The organism is uncultured Paraglaciecola sp., from assembly GCF_913058035.1.
Lineage (GTDB): Bacteria > Pseudomonadota > Gammaproteobacteria > Enterobacterales > Alteromonadaceae > Paraglaciecola.
Window position 1 is genome coordinate 1 of the sequence record NZ_CAJXPA010000051.1, and the last position, 18395, is coordinate 18395.

Sequence of the window (18395 nt, forward strand, 5' to 3'; positions counted from 1 at the left end):
CCAATATTCTTTTTTCAGAGCTTGCACTACCAGCCTTAGTTGAATACCAGCCCCCCTTTGAAGCGGCAGCGTTGTTGACCGTTGTCGGTAACCGGCGTTGCGCCAACCGCGTCGCATTTAGTCAGTTTAAGCTCATGGAGCTGAGTTATTTTGCCACCTAGCTATAACTCGAATGGCTTTGGGTACATATAAAAAATATCTTCTAATACACGGCATGTACCAGTCAAACCGACAGCTTATGCAACTTTTGCAGCACGGGTTGAATATCCCTTTACCTAATAGTTAATTCATTTTCCTGCCAAATATTTACCCAAAAAACACAGGATATCTAGATATTCGTGTCCAATATATCAAGGGTATTTCCTCATGGCCTGAGCGACGGTGGGCTTACATTATTGTGGGATTTTTGGTTAGGATGGATCTACTGTGCATTTACGACAAACACGACGTGTTTAGCCAATAATGAGTCGTATTAGTCCAAATCAGCCATATTGCCAATGCTAGACTGAATCAAGATTTATACTTCGTTCAACAGTCAAAAAAGCTTCGGTAATTTGAGGATAAAGACATGCAAAACGCACAAGAGTTGCATAGCAACTCCATTATATTTGATGGTTTGGTGATCGCCAAATGGAACAGAACTCTTTTTGAAGATATGCACCGCGGTGGCTTGACTGCAGCCAACTGCACTGTGTCAGTGTGGGAAGGTTTTCAGGAGACGGTGAATAACATTGTCGAGTTTAATAACTTTTTTCAACACGATAGTGACCTCATTATACCTGTGACTAAGACTTCTGATATAGCACTGGCTAAAGAACTAGGCAAAACCGGCATCATTTTAGGCTTTCAAAATGCGAATGCGTTTGAAGATCAAATAGGCTATGTGGAAATATTCAAAAAGCTTGGTGTGGGTGTCGTACAGATGGCCTACAACACGCAAAATTTAGTCGGCACTGGCTGTTATGAACGGGACGGTGGATTGTCTGGCTTTGGTCGTGAAATCGTGGCTGAAATGAACCGGGTCGGCATTATGTGTGATCTTAGTCATGTAGGACCACAAACCTCAATCGAGGTGATTGAGGCATCAACTAAACCCGTGTGTTATTCCCATTGTTTACCCTTAGGTCTTAAAGAGCACCCGCGTAATAAGTCTGACGAAGAATTAAAATTTATTGCCGATAAAAACGGTTTTATCGGGGTCACTATGTTTGCCCCTTTTTTGAAAAATGGCATTGATTCAACCGTTGATGACTATGTTGAAGCGATGGATTATGTGATTGATCTGGTTGGTGAAGATTGTGTCGGTATAGGCACCGACTTCACTCAGGGCCATGATCAACACTTTTTTGATATGTTGACGCACGATAAAGGTTACGCGAGGCGTTTGACTCAATTTGGAAAAATTGTGAACCCATTAGGGATACGCACCTTAGGTGAATTTCCCAATTTAACCGCGACCATGTTGAAGCATAGCTGGTCAGAGCAAAAAATCCGCAAAGTGATGGGTGAAAACTGGGTCAATGTCTTACAAGACGTATGGGGAGAATAGTCGATGACCAGTCACAGTCCAGACATGCCGATACAAGTCGATGATGAAACGGGTGTATGGAGCACCGATTCGTTGCCAATGTTATATGTGCCACGGCACTTTTTTGTTAACAATCATATGGCAATAGAAGAAGCGTTAGGCGCTGAAAAATATGCCGAAGTTTTATATAAAGCCGGGTATAAATCGGCCTATTACTGGTGCGAAAAAGAAGCCGAAGCCCATGGGTTATCGGGTGAGGCTGTATTTGAACATTATATGAAACGTTTATCGCAGCGTGGATGGGGTTTTTTTATTACCGAATCTCTGGATTTAAAAGCAGGTACGGCGCGAGTTCGATTGGAACACTCAGCCTTTGTATATCAGTACGGAAAAGTTAATCGGAAAGTAGATTATATGTTTACGGGCTGGTTTGCAGGTGCCATGGATCAAATCGCTGACAGTCTTGGTTATGAGGTTAAAACTCAGGCCATACAGGTGCAATGTGCTGCCGAAGATGGCTGTGAATTTGGGCTTTTTGACGTGTCACCGCTGTAGGCTCGAACAGATAATCCAATCCAATATCATTACTTTATCCTGAGAGGGCAACATGGCGCAGTTTGACGCATTATTTAAGCCACTAAAAATTAATCAACTCACCATCCGCAATCGTGTGGTCAGTACCGCACATGCCGAGGTGTACGCCACCGAAGGGGGCATGACCACAGAACGTTATGTGAAATATTATGCAGAAAAGGCCAAAGGTGGTGTCGGGCTTTGTATTTGTGGTGGCTCAAGTGTGGTGTCAATTGATAGTCCTCAGGAATGGTGGAAATCAGTCAATTTGTCCACTGATAGAATTATTCCTCATTTTCAAAATTTAGCCGATGCGGTGCATAAACACGGCGGCAAAATTATGATCCAAATCACTCATATGGGACGTCGTTCTCGTTGGGACGGTGGTAACTGGAGCACATTGGTCAGCCCCAGTGGGATCCGTGAACCGGTGCATCGTGCAACCTGCAAGTCCATTGAGGTCGAAGAGATGCAGCGTATTATCGCTGATTTTGCCAAAGCCGCGGGACGGGCCAAAGCTGGTGGTTTGGACGGCATTGAATTATCTGCCGTGCATCAACATTTGATCGACCAGTTCTGGAGTCCAAGAGTCAACCAACGCACCGATGAATGGGGTGGCAGTTTCGAAAACCGCATGCGCTTTGGTATGGAAGTGCTAAAAGCGGTGCGCGTAGAAGTGGGGCGTGATTTTGCGGTGGGCTTACGTATTACTGGCGATGAATTTCATGCTGATGGTCTAAACCACGAAAACATGAAAGAAATTGCGGCGTACTACAATAAAACGGGTCTGCTGGACTTTTTTAGTGTGATCGGCTCTGGCTGTGACACCCATAATACCCTGGCCAACGTTATTCCCAATATGAGTTACCCACCTGAACCCTTTCTACATCTTGCAGCGGGTATAAAAGAAGTGGTTGATGTACCGGTCATGCATGCCCAAAACATTAAAGATCCGAATCAGGCTCAACGTATTCTTGAAGCTGGTTACGTGGACTTTGTGGGTATGACCCGAGCCCATATTGCAGATCCTCATTTAATCACCAAAATTAAACTCAATCAGATTGACCAAATCAAACAATGTGTGGGTGCGAACTATTGCATCGACCGTCAGTATGAAGGATTGGACGTGTTGTGTATTCAAAATGCTGCCACTTCCCGAGAGTCCACCATGCCACATATTATCCAAAAAACTAGCGGTATCATTCGCAAAGTGGTGGTCATTGGAGGCGGACCTGCGGGTATGGAAGCGGCTCGTGTATGTGCCGAAAGAGGTCACAAAGTTAGCTTGATTGAAAAAAAGCCTGAACTAGGAGGGCAAATTACCATTGCCTCCAAAGCACCACAACGGGATCAAATTGCTGGGATCACCCGTTGGTTTGCCCTGGAATTGGCCCGTTTGGGCGTGGATGTGAAGTTAAATACTGGAGCTGATGAAACCACGATCCGTGGGATGAATGCCGATGTCGTTATTTTAGCTACCGGTGGTGAACCGTTCCTGACCCAAAACACTCATTGGGGCGCAGCCGAAGGTTTAGTGGTGAGTTCGTGGGACATTCTCAATGGCACAGTAGCACCGGGTAAAAATGTATTGGTGTACGACACTATTTGTGAATTCAGTGGCTTGTCGGTGGCTGATTTTCTAGCTCACGCCGGCGCACAAGTTGAAATGGTGACTGACGACATCAAACCCGGTGCGGCTGTGGGTGGGACTACTTTCCCTACTTATTATCGGAGTTTGTATGAGCGTGAAGTGATCATGAGCTCTGATTTGGTACTAGAAAAGGTCTACCGTGAAGGGGATAAATTGATCGCCGTATTGGAAAATGAATATACCGGGCAGCAAGAAGAAAGAGTGGTTGACCAAGTCGTGGTTGAAAACGGCGTGCGCCCGGATGAGCAATTATATTTCCAACTTAAGCATGATTCGCGGAACAAAGGGCAAATTGATATCGAAGCCTTGTATGCTGCCAAACCTCAGCCAGCCTTGTCAGAGTCAGGTGATGGTTATCTGCTTTATCGTATTGGTGATTGTGTTGCTCAGCGTAATACACACGCCGCGATCTATGATGCATTACGTCTGTGCAAGGATTTTTAGTTAACTTGCATAGCGAACCACAATTTGCACTAATTAGGTCAATGCTGGGTGAATGAGTGCCTAACTTGATGTTAATTGTGAATGTTAAGAACCCATCTCAATATAGGTATTGTCATGTCTTTTGCAGAATTTTTAGCGCAACTGTTACCCATATTAATCCTACTTGCGTTGGTGCTACTCTTAGTAGGTGCGCTGCGCAGAATATTGTTATGGCGCCAGGGGCAGGAGTCGACTATTCACTGGGCAGGATTATTTTCCATCCCAAAGCGTTATTTGGTGGATCTGCATCATGTGGTAGCCAGTGATAAATATATATCCAATACCCATGTGGCGACCGCAGGTGGCTTTGTATTAACCGCCCTATTGGTTATTTTAATTTACCTGTTTGATGTTGCTACAAATATCCTTAATTATGCACTCTTAGCATCGAGTGGCTTAATGTTTGTTGGCGCAATCTTTGTTTTAATGCGCCGTATCAATCCGCCGCCTAATCTATCACTCGGTCCCTGGTCGCGACTGCCTTATAGCTTGCTGATTTTTTCCTCAAGTTTTTTTGTGTTAACTCTACCTGCTTCTGGCTTATTACCAATTGATTCAGGGAGTGGGTTACTGGTAATTTTGTTAGTTGCTGGGATCGTCTGGGGTATGGGCGAAATGTTTTTTGGCATGACGTGGGGTGGGCCAATGAAACATGCCTTTGCGGGCGCACTGCATTTGGGTTTACACCGTCGTCAGGGTCGCTTTGGAGGCGGCCGTTCAACCGGCTTAATCAGCATTGATCTGGAAAAAGATAAATTAGGCGTAGAAAAACCAGAAGATTTTAAATGGAATCAGTTATTAAGCTTTGATGCCTGTGTTGAATGTGGCCGCTGCGAAAAAGCGTGTCCTGCATTCGCGGCGGGGCAACCGCTAAATCCGAAAAAAATCATTCAGGACATGGTGGTCGGCATGGCGGGTGGTAATACTGCTAAATTCGCCGGAAGCACATACCCTGGCGTTGAGCTCGGTAGCCACAAGGGTGGGGCTGTTATCCCCATCGTTGATGTGCTGTTGGAAGCCAATACCCTATGGTCTTGTACTACGTGCCGGGCTTGTGTACAAGAATGTCCAATGATGATTGAACATGTTGATGCCATTGTTGACATGCGCCGTTTCGAAACCATGGAAAAGGGAAAAACACCCGGCAAAGGAGCTGAAGTATTAGATAATTTAAATACCACTGACAATCCCAATGGTCATGCCCCAAACAGTAGAATGAATTGGGCCGCAGACCAAAATTTAGCCGTGTTTGGCAGCGATGTAGATCGCGCCGACGTGTTGTTGTGGATTGGTGATGCGGCGTTTGATATGCGCAATCAGCGCACTCTGCGCGCTATGATCACTTTGTTAAGAGCCGCTAAAGTTGACTTTGCGGTGTTGGGTGAAAGTGAATGCGACAGCGGCGATTTGGCCCGGCGTTTAGGAGATGAGGTCACCTTTCAACGTTTGGCGAAAATCAATATTGCTACCATGAGCCAGTTTGAGTTTAAGCATATAGTGACCGCAGATCCTCATGCTTTTCATTGCCTTAAGAATGAATATGCCGACTTTGGCGGTCACTACGATGTTTATCACCATACTGGCTTTTTTGCTGACCTAGTTAAAAATGATAAAATTAAACTGAATACAAATAATGCCATTTCTCTTACTTACCATGACCCTTGTTATTTAGGTCGATACAACGGGGAATACGATGCGCCGCGTTATTTACTCGAAGCGATGGGCATTAATGTTAAAGAAATGCAGCGCAGTCAATCCAAATCCCGCTGTTGTGGGGGGGGAGGCGGTGCTGCAGTGACGGACATTCCTGGTAAACAACGGATCCCAGATATGCGCATGGATGACGCCAAATCCACTGGAGCGGAAATTGTCGCAGTAGCCTGTCCTGGATGTAGTCAGATGTTAGAAGGTGTGGTTGAACCGCGTCCTCAAGTTAAAGACATTGCTGAATTGATGCTCGATGCTTTGAGTGATGAGGAGGCCTAATGCATGATATTTTCCGTCGCGACCCAAGGGCACAATGGATAGGGCGCAATAGACTGCACCCTCTACACCAGGCAAACAGTGCGCAGCCTAAACGGGGCCCTAGTGGATTGCTACGCAAAAATTTGCACAACATCGGTTTTATTGGCCCTAATGGTATAAATCGTATTGACCGCTCGGGTGACTCAAACCATAGCCCCTTAAATCGTATAAGCGTTAAGCCAGCCGAGCTTACTTTACCTCTGCATCAAGTAGAAGAAGCGGACTTTTACATCCTGGTCGCATTGGATTTAGTGTCCGCTCGTTTAACCAGTCATGACAGAGATACCCTAGGACTGGCGCATCAATTGGCGAATAACAATAACGGTAAAGGTGCGGTGTTAGCGGTGGCCTTTGGTGAACTCAAAGAAGACAAACTAGAAACTGCGGGCATTGATCGTCTAATTCACTTTGACTCAAGTGAGTATCAACGTTACAACCCAGAGCAACGTTGTGTCGACTTATACAATATTGTCAATGAACTGCAACCCAAACATATTCTACTACCAGACAGCATCCATGGTGGTGGAGATTTAGGCCGCCGTTTAGCTGCCAGACTTGGGCAACGAGTGGCGTGTGGCGTTTGGAAAGTAACGGATGAGCAACTACTATGCCGTGGTGCAGCCGGTAAAACAGACATTATTCGCCCTATGACGAAAATATTATTGGTACTTGAAGAGTGTTGTGAGCCGGTGAGTGAGACACGTCATCAAAGCCAGTTGTTGCCTTTTTATACTGCAGCAGTTAATAGTAGCATGCTTGACCAGGGCAATCTCAGCGTTGATCCTAACGCCGTTAACTTGGCCGAAGCAGGTTTTATTTTATCCGGCGGTAATGGCGTAAAAGATTGGCCTGTATTTCATTTGACGGCAAAAACACTAGGGGCAACGGAAGGCGCCAGCCGCGTATCGGTAGATGATGGGTATATGCCACGGGATCGTCAGGTTGGTGCATCAGGTACCTGGGTCACGGCAAAAGTCTACATTGCCGTAGGTATTTCAGGTGCCATTCAACATATGCAGGGTATAGCCCAATGTGACAAAGTGGTGGCGATTAACAGCGATGACAAGTGTGATATGGTTAAACGTGCTGACCTGAGTGCGATCGGAGACAGTACTGTCATACTGAACGATTTACGCAATTTAGTTGAACAACACCGTGCGGGACAAAATGTAGGGCAAAGTGCAAGACAAAATTCAGCACAAAATGCAGCACAAAATCGCCAATATGAAGGTGTCAATCATGACAAAGGATAATACGGCTATTGCGCAAGATATTAGTATTAGCACGCTTGTCTCTATTGGTGAACATCCCTTATCAGGACGTCCCCGACGGGCTGAACAGGATGCCCGTGCCATAGAGCTTGGCTTAACATCAGCTACAGATAAATTAAACTGTTTGTATGCAGGTCCAGCACACAACACTGATGCAACAGCCGTGTTAAGGGATTACCTGGGTATGGGCCTGAAGCATATACAGATAATAGATGTACCTGAACATACTGATGTCACCACAACGTTGCTAGAATATTTTAGCGCTAACACACCAGACGTGATTTTAACCGGAGTGCAGGCTGAAAAGGGTGAATCCTCGGGCATGTTACCTTATTTGCTGGCAGAGCAACTTAATATACCGATAGTTGCGTCGATAACACACATTGTATCCATTGATAAGCAAGCCGGACATGCCAAGGTGTTGCAAGCCTTGCCAAGAGGCCAACGGCGAAAAGTAAAAGTCAACCTACCCTTTATTGCGACTGTTGATATATCAGCACCTGCACCAAGACAAAGTGCTTACGGATGTGCCATGCGCGGTGAGCTGGTCGTTAAACAATGTAATGCTTACCATAAGGATTTTGAACAGAGTAAATGGCAAGTTAATGGCGCACAAAAACGTCCTAAAAGGCTAAAAGTTGTCAAAGCCAAAACTGCCGCTGATCGTTTTAAAGCGGCAACTGCTAAGGTGCAGGGAGGCGCTGGAAAAGTAATCTACGACAGTAAAGAATCAACCCAAGAAATTTTAAAAATGCTGATCAGTGAAGGCATTATTTGAGTAAGGCGCTTCAGTTAAGACTTCAAATTAAGACTTCAAATTAAGTCTTCAACTTAAGTTTTCAAGTTAAGACGCTGGCCGACAACACAGCGATAGTCACGGCCGTTAAAGGTCGCTGAAGATCTACCCATACTTGCCCTGCATATCGCTATAAGCACATCATTGCACGTTGCAAACTGCTATATCCAGTCATCAGTTAAAGGGCTGGCTACCAGTGATTGACATTCAGTTTTATGCCGAAAATGTGTTGAATGAGCTATGCTAAGTTACTTAAAAACTATGACTTAGGTAGTTAAGTCGCCATTAGATTAAACACAGTGCAGCATGTAAACAGTAGGCCGACAGCCTTCCTATTAGGGAAGCTTTTGTTTTTCTTATTGTTTATTAGGCCTCAATGGGATCCATATCTTGTGTTGCTGCTGTTGGTAGTTGGTCGTGTTCTGCGGTGCTTAACTTAGGCGAAAAGCGCCCCGTTGCAGCATAGATGAGTCCAATTAAGGGCGATAGCCAACAAGCAAAAGCGAAGGGGATATAGAGTAAGTTTTCTATATTCCCTTCGGCAATACCTAAACCTAAGGAGGTAATGACAACGGCTCCTCCTGCGTTCCAGGGAATAAGTGGAGAGATTAAGGTGCCACCTTCTTCCACTGCCCGCGAAAGATTAAGTTTAGAGTAACCTCGCTTAATGTAGGCTGGCGCAAACATCCGACCGGGTAAGCTAATCGATAGATAGGGATCTCCAGCAACCAGGTTAGTTGCAAAAGCGGTTCCCATTGCAGCAGCTTGTAGTCCAAAAAATGAATGTGTTTTTTTTAATATCACTTCAATTATGATCTCTAAACAATGTGTACGCTCCAGAGCCCCACCAAAGCCAAGCGATATCATTACCAGCGTGATTACCCAGGCCATTGACTGAATACCGCCGCGGTTAAGCAGGGAATCTAGCTCTGTGACACCCGTATTAATACTGAAGCCATTTTGCATAAATTGAAATGTTTCATGCAAAGAGAAACCTTGTAAGGTAATCGCCAGTGCCGCACCTGCAATAACACCAGCAAATAATGAGGGCAGGGATGGCATCCGTTTTAAAGAAAGAAACAACACAATCGCTGGCGGAAGTAATAGCCAAGCAGATAAGTTGAAGCTAGTTTCTAAGCCTGTTGTAATGACGTTAATGCTTGTAAAGTCGACAGATTGTGTATCAACAACATTAAAGCCAACAAATAAATAGATACATAATGCAATCAGCATAGAGGGGAAGGTTGTGGGGAGCATATTTTTGATATGATCAAAAAGGTTAACTCCGGTGACTGCAGGCGCTAAATTTGTTGTATCTGATAAGGGGGACATTTTATCACCAAAAAAAGCGCCTGAGACAACGGCCCCCGCAGTCCAATATATTGGGATATTAAATCCAGCCCCTATGCCCACTAATGCTAAACCTATAGTGCTAACCGTCCCCCAAGAGGTCCCTAAGGATACTGAGACAATTGCACATAATAACATTCCTGATGCTAGGAAAAATTCAGGACTGAGAAGCTTAAGACCATAATATATCAAGACAGGGACTGTGCCGCTGGCTATCCATATTGCCACTATCATCCCAACGGTAATTAAGATTGCAATAGATGGCAGTGCGATACGTAAGGCATTGAACACTCCGCCTTCAATATAATGCCATTTATAGCCTCTGAATCTTGCAAGTATTGCGGTGATCCCTATGCCTATAGCCAGGGGAATGTGCGGTGTAAAATCGTTGAATACAAACAATTGTATCGTGAGTAGCAGCAGTGTCAGAGCGATGGGTAGTAAGGCCATCGCAAAACTTGGTTTAGTACCATTATGGTGGTTCATGTACATCCTTCCTGTCATCATTTTTAACATCAAATGAATGGCTTTTGTGACTGTCAAGAAATGTCTAAAACGGGTTCATGAATTTTTGGTCTTTGTATTTTTGATTGTCTAAGTTGCAAGCTAACATAACGGTTTCAACAATAAAGGGTGGACTGCGCCATTTGTCGGTAATTCCTACGATGTGGTCGCTTATAAGGAGTAATGAGTCATTAACCTCAAGCCTTGCCTCATCTATGTCATTTAATGCTGATAACACGGCGGTCAAGTTAACGTATGTGCTTCTTAAGATACGACCATGACAAGGTATTAAAATACACATCTTTACGCTACGTTCTCAATATATTGAAGAGCAGGTGATGGCAAGTAACATACTTGTTGGCGATGCAAGGATTGGAATTAGCGTAGAGCTCTGATTATCGACATGACATACAAAACGCTTATTTTATCGGAATACTCGTCAAACGCTTGCAGAATAAAGTCACGAGTCCGATGCTTTAATCTACGGGCAATAAGTGCATTTATAGCCGTTTTTCTTGAAGCTGCAGCGTTGTTGGCTGCTCTCGCTCACCCCAATCACTTAATTTCTCTAAGCTCATGGGGCTGAGTTTCTTTTCCGCTTAGCTGCAATCCGATGGCTTTAGGTACATGCCAAAATTAATGGCGATATTTCGCTCGGTTTCATCTTCAACAAAACTAAATAAAATAAAATAAAATAAAATAAAAAAAAGAAAAGTTCTAATAGCCTTTGCGTGCTCTGCGAGTGAGGACGTGAGGAAGTCAGGAGTGAGGAGTGAGGAGTGAGGAGTGAGGAGTGCAGATGTTTTGCGACAACATCTGCCAGCTATCTAATTCTATGGGATTGCCACATTGTTGTTGCAATCTATCGCTTATTTGTGCCAAGAGGTCATTGCTTATTTCAACGCTTAAAAGTGTGTGAGATAGTCAAGGCATGCCTCCGGATAATTGACGGACACGGCATTCTTTGCAGACATAACCAAGGATTGATGCGGAGTAAACTCCATTGACTGAACCTCGGCCACATCAGATTGTATGCTATGTCATATTTTTGCCTTGGAACATACCGCAATACAATAAGCAGTCGATGACTGCAGTAAAACTTTTTAGGCGTGTGTGCAGATACCGTACATACTCCATTCGGAATGTGGAACGGCAAAACTGACTTTGTTCTCAATCGATTTATGTGGTCGATGTAATCCTAATTTATTGGCGAGCAAAGCGTTAACCGATGGGAAGATTATCCTAGAGACTGAACAGACTGAACAGACTGAACAGACTGATGAAGCTGAAAAATGAGACGTTTTGTCATCTGAATATTAAAAACAAAAACCCCGCTAAAATAGCGGGGTTTTTATGCGTTGAAAACAGGGAATGATTAAGTCATATAAGAACGACTACACATTAACCTTAGTGATATAAGTCGTCTAAGATATTAATAAGCTGCATACTGGCTTGTTCCATTTTTTCAAAGGAAAGTAAGCTTTGTTTGACATCACCATCTTGCAACTGTTTTAAAGCAGTAATACCATTTTGATGTACTTCAGAGTGAGGCCTGTCGATTGCTTTAAAAGATGAACTTTTTTGGTACTGACTCGACTGCTCATTGTTGGACCATTGTCCTAATCTACATTGTTTATAATCTACAAATGAATCTATAGATTTTCGAGAGCGACCTAAGGCTACTTCATATACTTCGCCTTTCCAAACTATATGATCCAACTTCACCGTTTGAATGAAGCTTCTATCCGTCAACCCTCCAATGGATGATTTCATTGCGCCGACTGTAGTGTTAATACCCGTATAACTGGCATCTAAGCCAGCAATGGTATTAGATAATTTGACGTTTGATTCTTCAAGTGCAGTGGCAAATTTAACGCCTGACTCTGTATCTTGTTTAATTCTGGCAATAAGCCCACCTACTTCCTCTGCAGATTTGCTGGTATTACTTGCTAAGCTTCTAACTTCATCCGCTACAACTGAAAACCCTCGACCTGCGTCTCCAGCTCTAGCCGCTTCAATCGCCGCATTCAGTGCTAACAAATTGGTTTGATCAGAGATTTTGGATATGGTCACTACAAATGAATTGATGCTGTCAGCAATCGCTTCTAAATTAGCCATACTTTGTGACATATTTTGCATTTTTTCAGTTATTTGCTCCATACCTCCAGCAATATCAGTTATGGATTTTTGACCTGTTTCTAGTACTTGATTCAGCTCATCAATAGATTGAGACTCGTTATGGATGACTTCATATGAGGACAGGACGGATTCTCTAATACTTGTCACCTGACCAATACAATCGAGTAAATTGGGCCAAATCTGTTTGTCAAAAGTGACTTCTTGTTGAATGGCCGACACTTCCTTTACATGACTTAACTCAGTGATAAGATCTTCGTTCTCAGTTTTATAGCGATTTTTTTCTGCTTCCACACGAGCTAACTTTTCTTCTAATTCAACATATCTGCTTTTACTGACCAACATGAATTGAGACTCCACATATTTAATAAATAATAAAGGTCCAATGTCCCTTTTTATAACTAGCAAGAATTTAAGACGTAACTCTTTATTCAAGACTTGTGTAATTTTTGTCTTTCTTAGTTTTCGGCTGATAAACACATAACTGAACCAATTATGATGTTTAAATAAAACACTGAGGCCATTAGAACCATTGATAGGCCAATAATGCGCCCTAATTAGATAAAATAGTAGGGGAAAGCCAGTCGAGAGCTAATTTTTTGGTAAAGAATACTATGTCACTTTCTTTTTAATATACTGATGTTAATGGATAACTTTTAACTTATATAAAATTTTGGGGTGTTGGCTTAGTCACTTATATGACGTTTATAAAATTTATTACCACTTTAAAACGTCATATGCGTGATTCAAAATAGTCGTCGAAAATATAGCTCAAACCTTTTTAGAAACTTTATGATGCATTTTTGCCCAACTATCTGGAAATTTATCCTGCAGTACATATGAGAACGATATGAGTTCTGCTATTACATGATAAAGCTGGTCGGGTATTTCTTGGCCTAGGTCTAAGGTCGCGAGAAAGTCACTAAGATAAGGATCTTCATGCACTAACACTCCGTTTTGTCTGGCGAGTGCAACAATTTCTTCTGCTAAGTCGCCAAAACCTTTCGCAATTATGGTGGGTGCTCCGCTGGATATTGCCCCACCGGCACTGTCAGATTTAAGTGGCTCAGCTTGGTTATTTTGTTGGTATCTAAGACCAACCGCGCTTTTTTGTTTTGTTTTTGTTTTGTCTGTCATTAGAGTATGTGCCTCTGGATGTTAAGCTTTAGCTTGAAAGACATGATTGGGACGTTGTCGCAAAGTATCGGGGATTTTCCCTAACTGGCAATCGCTTTTGCTCACTTCAATGCCTAGTGAGTCCAGTTTTCTGAGTAATAGCGGCAGGTAGTTCATTACTTGAATTTTCACTGCTTCATTAGAAGCATAAAAATGTATTTCTAAAGTATTCTCTCTTAATTTCGCCTTAGTTAAGATTTCACCTATTTTACCGACAGCTAATTTCATGGTGAGTTGCCACATTTTATTGCTTTGTTCATCAGATGATGGCGCTTCTTTGTTGTTATCTTCTCGTTTAATTAACAATTCAATATCTTTAAAACTTCCACCTAGTGCCGAAGGTAAATTGTAATAAAAAGTCTCTTGACCTTGGATCATTTGTTCTGCGTTGCTGAGCTTGTTTGTCTGATGCCCCGATAAAAGTCGACCAATTTCCTTCATTAATTGGTGCTTTCGTTCTAACTGCGACATGTCGTTCAGAGCTTTTATTGATACATCTGGTTTTACATGACCTGTGTTGTTTAATACATTATTTAATGTTGATGTTATGTGTTCAGATCGTTTAGATTGACTTCGAGCCAATCTCGCACTGAGAGACATCTGTAATAGAGTAACCAAACCACTCATTAATCCTTGGCTTGGAGCGGGGATAACCATTTGTGAAGCTGACAAACTTAGTGCCGGAGTAGTTAATAGTTGTCTTATTTGATTAGCGTCTTGCTCTTTACCTTGGGGTAGAGATTGTTTAATTTGCTGTAATACTTGTTCAATTAATTGTTTGCTTGATTTTTCGGTTGCCCCCTTGAAAAAGTCGTCATCGGCTAACGCCTTTTCTATTGATTGTAATGTAATGGCAGGGGCTTCTGATTTGGGCTGTACGATACGCAATAAACTTTGTACTAAACTAATTTGTTCTGATTTATTAGAGAGCAGAGTTTGGTTGATCACACTTTGCGGCAAAGGTCTTTCTTGAACCGCAGCCGTTAAGTTATGAATTGCCTCTTTCATGCTGAATGACGTTTCTTGATACTTTTTGGTATCTGCGGGTGGCAGCACAGACCTAAACTTATTATCAATATTTTTTTGCAGTGCCTCAGAACCCGGGCTTTGAATATTTGTGTTCGTTTCTGGGCGAGGTATTTTGGAGTGTGCCTGAGTTTGTGCCTGTGTTTGCGTCTGCGTCTGCACCTGGATCTGTTTAATAGCATCACTGGGTAAATTAAGTCGTTTAGTGACTGCTTGTTGATGAGGCAATTTGAGTGGCGCTAAAGCTTGGGCAATCTCCTTGGTGACAGGAATGCTCGCTACAGGTTTAATACCTTGTAGTAATAATTCAATTTCACCATTCGGTTTTATTTTCAGGTCTATCTTATCGATAATTAAGGGCTGTAATTTTTGAATCAGTCCTTGGTTTTGTCCATCCTTCATTTGGCTTAGTTGCTGTAAAACTGGCTGCATAGGCAATTCAACGTTAACTGATTTCGCTAGTACGTTACTGGGGATTATTTGATTTGCAGGTAATTTTAGTAAACGTTGTAGTTGTTGCTCAGTGAGCGAAATTATACTCGTAGATTTGGCACTTGCAGGGGAGAAAAATGCGAGAGTAGGATTATTTTCTACGGATAATTTTACTTGAAGAACTTGGCCTTCGCCTAATCTTCCCTTTATATCAGGATTATTTAATAAAACGTCTCTACCTTGCGAAACAGTATTTCTACTTAAACTTAAAACCTTGCCAGCTAAATGTTTAACCAATACCTCAACACCATGGCGAGACACCTCAGGTGAAGTGGATAATTGACTCAACTGAATGAGTGCCTGAGATAAGGTTGCTATTGAGGAGTGGGGAATGTCAGGCATATAAATATTATCGGCTGATATTAAGAAAAGTAAAAATTAAGGTGTAGCTTACGTGAAACTTGGGCCGTTTGGCTAATCGGCTTGTTTATAGTTTGAACTCTATGGTGTTGTTTGGGCCTATCTTTGCTGATTATTTTGTTACTAATTGCTATTAACTATTTGTTCTAGCTAGTAGGTCAGGGCCAAACCCTATGATATTATTGACCTTAGATTGATCGCTGCTTTGTCACACTTTTTGTCACATGTTTGTTACGCACATCACATTATTTTTATAAAAGAAACGAGAATACATTTGACAGTTCTTTCCGTGACTAATTTATCTGTAGTGAAAAGAGATAGATTGTTGTTTGAAAATATAAACTTTGATGTCGAGCGAGGTACTTTACTTTACGTCAAAGGGCAAAATGGAGCAGGTAAAACCAGTTTGCTAAGAGTTCTTGCTGGTTTAGTTGAGCCTGATTCTGGCGAAGTGCATTTTTGTCAACAAGACATTAAAGATTATCGAGAAAATTACTATCAACATTTGGTTTATTTTGGTCATAAACTTGGAATAAATCTGACTTTAAGTGCGCTGGAAAACTTAGAGTTTTGGTGCAAGCAGCACCAAGTCACTATTTCAGTTGATACAATTTTTTGTACCTTGGCTAAGCTTAACTTAGTGGGTTTAGAAGATATTCCTGTTGCTAATTTATCGGCTGGACAACAACGTAGAGTTGCATTGGCAAGGTTTTGGTTTAAACAAGATGCAAAATTATGGATTTTGGATGAACCATTTACTGCTCTTGATACTCAAGGTATTGAGTTGTTAAGCAAACAGATTACTCAATTTCTTGGCATCGGTGGGTCTGTGGTGGTGACTTCTCATCAAGCTTTGCGCTTAGACTACCCAACCGATGAAATAACCTTGGAGTATCGAATTTAGTGGCAGCATTGATGGCTATTTTAAAACGCGACTTAGCTTTGGCCTACAGACAAAGAGCTGAGCTTATGCAGCCCATGTTATTTTTTATTTTGGTGATCAGCCTTTTTCCACTAGGAGTGGGGCCTGAACCAAAAACGTTACAACTGATTGGTCCTGGGGTTATTTGGGTGGCCGCCATATTATCTTCTTTATTGGGTTTAGAGAGATTATTTCGGGACGACTTTGAAGATGGATCATTAGAACAATTGATGTTGTCCAGTACTTCATTACCTGCTGCTGCTTTGGTCAAAGTATTGGCTCATTGGTTAACCAGTATTCTTCCATTGATTGTATTATCACCCTTATTAGCGTTGTTTTTACACCTTAGTGAACCTATGTACTGGGCATTGCTGAAAACCTTGCTATTGGGTACTCCTTTATTGAGCCTAATTGGTGCTATAGCCGTAGGATTGACTGTAGGATTAAACCGTGGGGGCGTTTTATTAGCTTTGTTATTGTTGCCAGTGTTTATACCCTTATTAATCTTTGCTACTTCTGCTGTCGAATCGGCCTCGATGCAATTGCAATATAGTGCGCAGCTAGCAATTATTGGTGCTATGTTCCTTTTCTCCTTAGCTTTGGCACCCTTTGCCATTGCTTATGCACTTAGAGTGAGTCAAACCTAATGTGGAAGTGGTTACATCCTTACGCTAAAACTGAACGCACCTATCATTTATGCCAAAAATTGTTGCCTTGGTGTAGTTTATTGGGTTTAGCAGTTATTTTATTTGCATCTTTTTGGGGCTTAGCTTTCGCCCCAGCGGATTATCAACAAAGTGACGCTTACAGAATTATCTACGTGCATGTGCCTAGTGCGGTGCTTTCAAAAAGTTTATATATCGCCATGGCAGTGTCTGCTTTTATTGGTTTAGTTTGGCAAGTTAAAACATCTTTTATGGCAATGATGGCTTTGGCACCCATAGGTGCCATGGTGACATTTGTGTCACTTATCACTGGTGCTGCTTGGGGTAAACCTATGTGGGGCACATGGTGGGAGTGGGATGCACGATTAACCTCACAATTAATATTATTATTTTTATTTCTTGGGGTGATTTCTTTATACAAAGCATTTGAAGATAAACAACAAGCTGGGAAAGCTGCTGGGGTGATGGCTGTAGTGGGTATCATCAATCTACCTATTATCCATTATTCGGTTGAATGGTGGAATACCCTGCATCAAGGCGCCACTATATTAAAGTTGGGTAAACCCTCGATGCCAGCAGAAATGTTATGGCCGTTACTGCTTTCTATTCTTGGCTGGGTAATTGTCTGCGGTGCTATTTTCTTATTGCGGATGCAAAACGAAATACTTCAAAGAGAAATCAGGCGCCCTTGGGTGGTAGCTTTAGCAAATAAAAGCTCAACGCTAAATGAGGGCAAATAATGGCTTTTGAAGACCTTAATAGTTTTTTTGACATGGGTGGTTATGGTTTATACGTATGGTTGTCTTTTGGCGCTTCAGCCTTAAGTTTATTAATTTTGTGGCTAGACTCGTTTTTTTCAAAGCGAACATTATTGACTCAAGTATTGAAAGAACAAGCAAGGCAAGCTCGCATTAAAGTTGCTGCTGAAAAAAACAATAACGGAGAAACAACATGAACCCAAGGCGTCAAAAACGTTTGATGGCTGTATCCGCAATCTTTCTAGTATTGGGAGGCGCTATTGGTTTGATGTTGTATGCACTGAGCCAAAATATTGATTTATTTTATACTCCGTCCGAAATTATAGAGGGTAAAGCAGGGCAAATTCCTGATGTCGGTCAGCGTTTGCGTATTGGTGGCATGGTTGTGCCCGGCACTGTTAAACGCGACCAAGAAACGTTAGCTGTCAGTTTTGATCTAGTGGATATTGGTCCTGCTGTGACAGTCAGTTATCAAGGTATTTTGCCTGATCTGTTTCGTGAGGGGCAAGGAATTGTTGCAACCGGTGTGTTGACAACAAATAACCACATTGATGCTCATGAAGTGCTGGCAAAACATGATGAAGAATATATGCCGCCCGAATTGGCAGAAAAGATGAAAGGCATTAAGCACGTTAAACCAGAACAAGCTAATTACGGTAAAATTGAGGTAGGTAAATAA

The 18395-nt window shown here is 42.4% G+C and carries 16 protein-coding genes; 12 read left to right on the forward strand and 4 right to left on the reverse strand.

All coding sequences use genetic code 11. From position 1 onward, the window contains the following. Positions 1-568: 568 nt before the first annotated feature. The 6 genes from QZ562_RS08745 to QZ562_RS08770 all read left to right on the forward strand — a co-directional run bounded on the left by QZ562_RS08745 (position 569) and on the right by QZ562_RS08770 (position 8309). A complete protein-coding gene (locus QZ562_RS08745) occupies positions 569-1549 on the forward strand; it encodes a dipeptidase (RefSeq protein WP_293759216.1) in 981 nt (326 codons plus the stop codon). Positions 1550-1552: 3 nt separating this feature from the next. After that, complete coding sequence (locus QZ562_RS08750) at positions 1553-2083, forward strand: 4-vinyl reductase (protein WP_293759218.1); 531 nt, start codon at positions 1553-1555, stop codon at positions 2081-2083. A 52-nt stretch (positions 2084-2135) separates the two neighbouring features. Further along, the gene (gene dgcA / locus QZ562_RS08755; protein ID WP_293759220.1) at positions 2136-4196 is read left to right on the forward strand and encodes a dimethylglycine demethylation protein DgcA; all 2061 of its coding nucleotides are present in this window, start codon (positions 2136-2138) and stop codon (positions 4194-4196) included. Positions 4197-4310: 114 nt separating this feature from the next. Next, positions 4311-6221 carry a (Fe-S)-binding protein gene (locus tag QZ562_RS08760; RefSeq protein WP_293759221.1) on the forward strand — a complete coding sequence of 637 codons (1911 nt, stop codon included), beginning with the start codon at positions 4311-4313 and terminating at the stop codon, positions 6219-6221. Next, on the forward strand, positions 6221-7513 hold the full coding sequence (locus tag QZ562_RS08765) for an electron transfer flavoprotein subunit alpha/FixB family protein (RefSeq protein WP_293759222.1): 1293 nt from the start codon (positions 6221-6223) through the stop codon (positions 7511-7513). The genes QZ562_RS08760 and QZ562_RS08765 overlap by 1 nt, the downstream gene beginning before the upstream one ends. Beyond that, on the forward strand, positions 7500-8309 hold the full coding sequence (locus QZ562_RS08770) for an electron transfer flavoprotein subunit beta (protein WP_293759223.1): 810 nt from the start codon (positions 7500-7502) through the stop codon (positions 8307-8309). The genes QZ562_RS08765 and QZ562_RS08770 overlap by 14 nt, the downstream gene beginning before the upstream one ends. A gap of 384 nt (positions 8310-8693) precedes the next feature. On the opposite strand, the gene nhaC is transcribed toward QZ562_RS08770, so the two are convergent. After that, positions 8694-10169 (reverse strand): Na+/H+ antiporter NhaC, encoded by a 1476-nt coding sequence (gene nhaC / locus QZ562_RS08775; RefSeq protein ID WP_293759251.1) that lies wholly within the window; start codon positions 10167-10169, stop codon positions 8694-8696. Between the two features lie 1125 nt (positions 10170-11294). On the opposite strand from nhaC, the gene QZ562_RS08780 reads away from it, so the two are divergent. Continuing rightward, entirely contained in the window at positions 11295-11477 is a 183-nt protein-coding gene (locus QZ562_RS08780) for a hypothetical protein (RefSeq protein WP_293759225.1), read from the forward strand. Between the two features lie 111 nt (positions 11478-11588). On the opposite strand, the gene QZ562_RS08785 is transcribed toward QZ562_RS08780, so the two are convergent. The 3 genes from QZ562_RS08785 to QZ562_RS08795 all read right to left on the reverse strand — a co-directional run bounded on the left by QZ562_RS08785 (position 11589) and on the right by QZ562_RS08795 (position 15353). After that, complete coding sequence (locus QZ562_RS08785) at positions 11589-12662, reverse strand: methyl-accepting chemotaxis protein (protein WP_293759227.1); 1074 nt, start codon at positions 12660-12662, stop codon at positions 11589-11591. A gap of 426 nt (positions 12663-13088) precedes the next feature. Beyond that, positions 13089-13454: an EscU/YscU/HrcU family type III secretion system export apparatus switch protein gene (locus QZ562_RS08790; protein ID WP_293759229.1), complete on the reverse strand. Its 366-nt coding sequence runs from the start codon at positions 13452-13454 to the stop codon at positions 13089-13091. 21 nt (positions 13455-13475) lie between these two features. Further along, the gene (locus QZ562_RS08795) at positions 13476-15353 is read right to left on the reverse strand and encodes a flagellar hook-length control protein FliK (protein WP_293759231.1); all 1878 of its coding nucleotides are present in this window, start codon (positions 15351-15353) and stop codon (positions 13476-13478) included. A gap of 292 nt (positions 15354-15645) precedes the next feature. Between QZ562_RS08795 and ccmA the strand changes: the two genes are divergently transcribed. The 5 genes from ccmA to ccmE are packed head-to-tail and all read left to right on the forward strand — an operon-like array spanning position 15646 to position 18395. After that, positions 15646-16275, forward strand: coding sequence for a cytochrome c biogenesis heme-transporting ATPase CcmA (gene ccmA / locus QZ562_RS08800; protein WP_293759233.1), 630 nt, complete (start codon positions 15646-15648; stop codon positions 16273-16275). 11 nt (positions 16276-16286) lie between these two features. After that, the gene (gene ccmB, locus QZ562_RS08805) at positions 16287-16940 is read left to right on the forward strand and encodes a heme exporter protein CcmB (protein WP_293759252.1); all 654 of its coding nucleotides are present in this window, start codon (positions 16287-16289) and stop codon (positions 16938-16940) included. Beyond that, positions 16940-17698, forward strand: a complete 759-nt coding sequence (locus tag QZ562_RS08810) for a heme ABC transporter permease (protein ID WP_293759234.1) — start codon at positions 16940-16942, stop codon at positions 17696-17698. Before ccmB ends, QZ562_RS08810 begins: the two co-directional genes overlap by 1 nt. Next, the gene (gene ccmD, locus QZ562_RS08815; protein ID WP_293759236.1) at positions 17698-17913 is read left to right on the forward strand and encodes a heme exporter protein CcmD; all 216 of its coding nucleotides are present in this window, start codon (positions 17698-17700) and stop codon (positions 17911-17913) included. Before QZ562_RS08810 ends, ccmD begins: the two co-directional genes overlap by 1 nt. Then, entirely contained in the window at positions 17910-18395 is a 486-nt protein-coding gene (ccmE, locus tag QZ562_RS08820; protein ID WP_293759238.1) for a cytochrome c maturation protein CcmE, read from the forward strand. Before ccmD ends, ccmE begins: the two co-directional genes overlap by 4 nt.

Bases quoted from the DNA above. Each gene is read 5' to 3' on its own strand.
- QZ562_RS08750 (WP_293759218.1), top strand. From the start codon at position 1,553: ATGACCAGTCACAGTCCAGACATGCCGATACAAGTCGATGATGAAACG.
- QZ562_RS08745 (WP_293759216.1), top strand. From the start codon at position 569: ATGCAAAACGCACAAGAGTTGCATAGCAACTCCATTATATTTGATGGT.
- dgcA (WP_293759220.1), top strand. From the start codon at position 2,136: ATGGCGCAGTTTGACGCATTATTTAAGCCACTAAAAATTAATCAACTC.
- QZ562_RS08770 (WP_293759223.1), top strand. From the start codon at position 7,500: ATGACAAAGGATAATACGGCTATTGCGCAAGATATTAGTATTAGCACG.
- QZ562_RS08790 (WP_293759229.1), bottom strand. From the start codon at position 13,454: ATGACAGACAAAACAAAAACAAAACAAAAAAGCGCGGTTGGTCTTAGA.
- ccmE (WP_293759238.1), top strand. From the start codon at position 17,910: ATGAACCCAAGGCGTCAAAAACGTTTGATGGCTGTATCCGCAATCTTT.
- QZ562_RS08760 (WP_293759221.1), top strand. From the start codon at position 4,311: ATGTCTTTTGCAGAATTTTTAGCGCAACTGTTACCCATATTAATCCTA.
- nhaC (WP_293759251.1), bottom strand. From the start codon at position 10,169: ATGTACATGAACCACCATAATGGTACTAAACCAAGTTTTGCGATGGCC.
- QZ562_RS08765 (WP_293759222.1), top strand. From the start codon at position 6,221: ATGCATGATATTTTCCGTCGCGACCCAAGGGCACAATGGATAGGGCGC.
- QZ562_RS08785 (WP_293759227.1), bottom strand. From the start codon at position 12,662: ATGTTGGTCAGTAAAAGCAGATATGTTGAATTAGAAGAAAAGTTAGCT.
- ccmB (WP_293759252.1), top strand. From the start codon at position 16,287: ATGGCTATTTTAAAACGCGACTTAGCTTTGGCCTACAGACAAAGAGCT.
- ccmD (WP_293759236.1), top strand. From the start codon at position 17,698: ATGGCTTTTGAAGACCTTAATAGTTTTTTTGACATGGGTGGTTATGGT.
- QZ562_RS08795 (WP_293759231.1), bottom strand. From the start codon at position 15,353: ATGCCTGACATTCCCCACTCCTCAATAGCAACCTTATCTCAGGCACTC.
- QZ562_RS08810 (WP_293759234.1), top strand. From the start codon at position 16,940: ATGTGGAAGTGGTTACATCCTTACGCTAAAACTGAACGCACCTATCAT.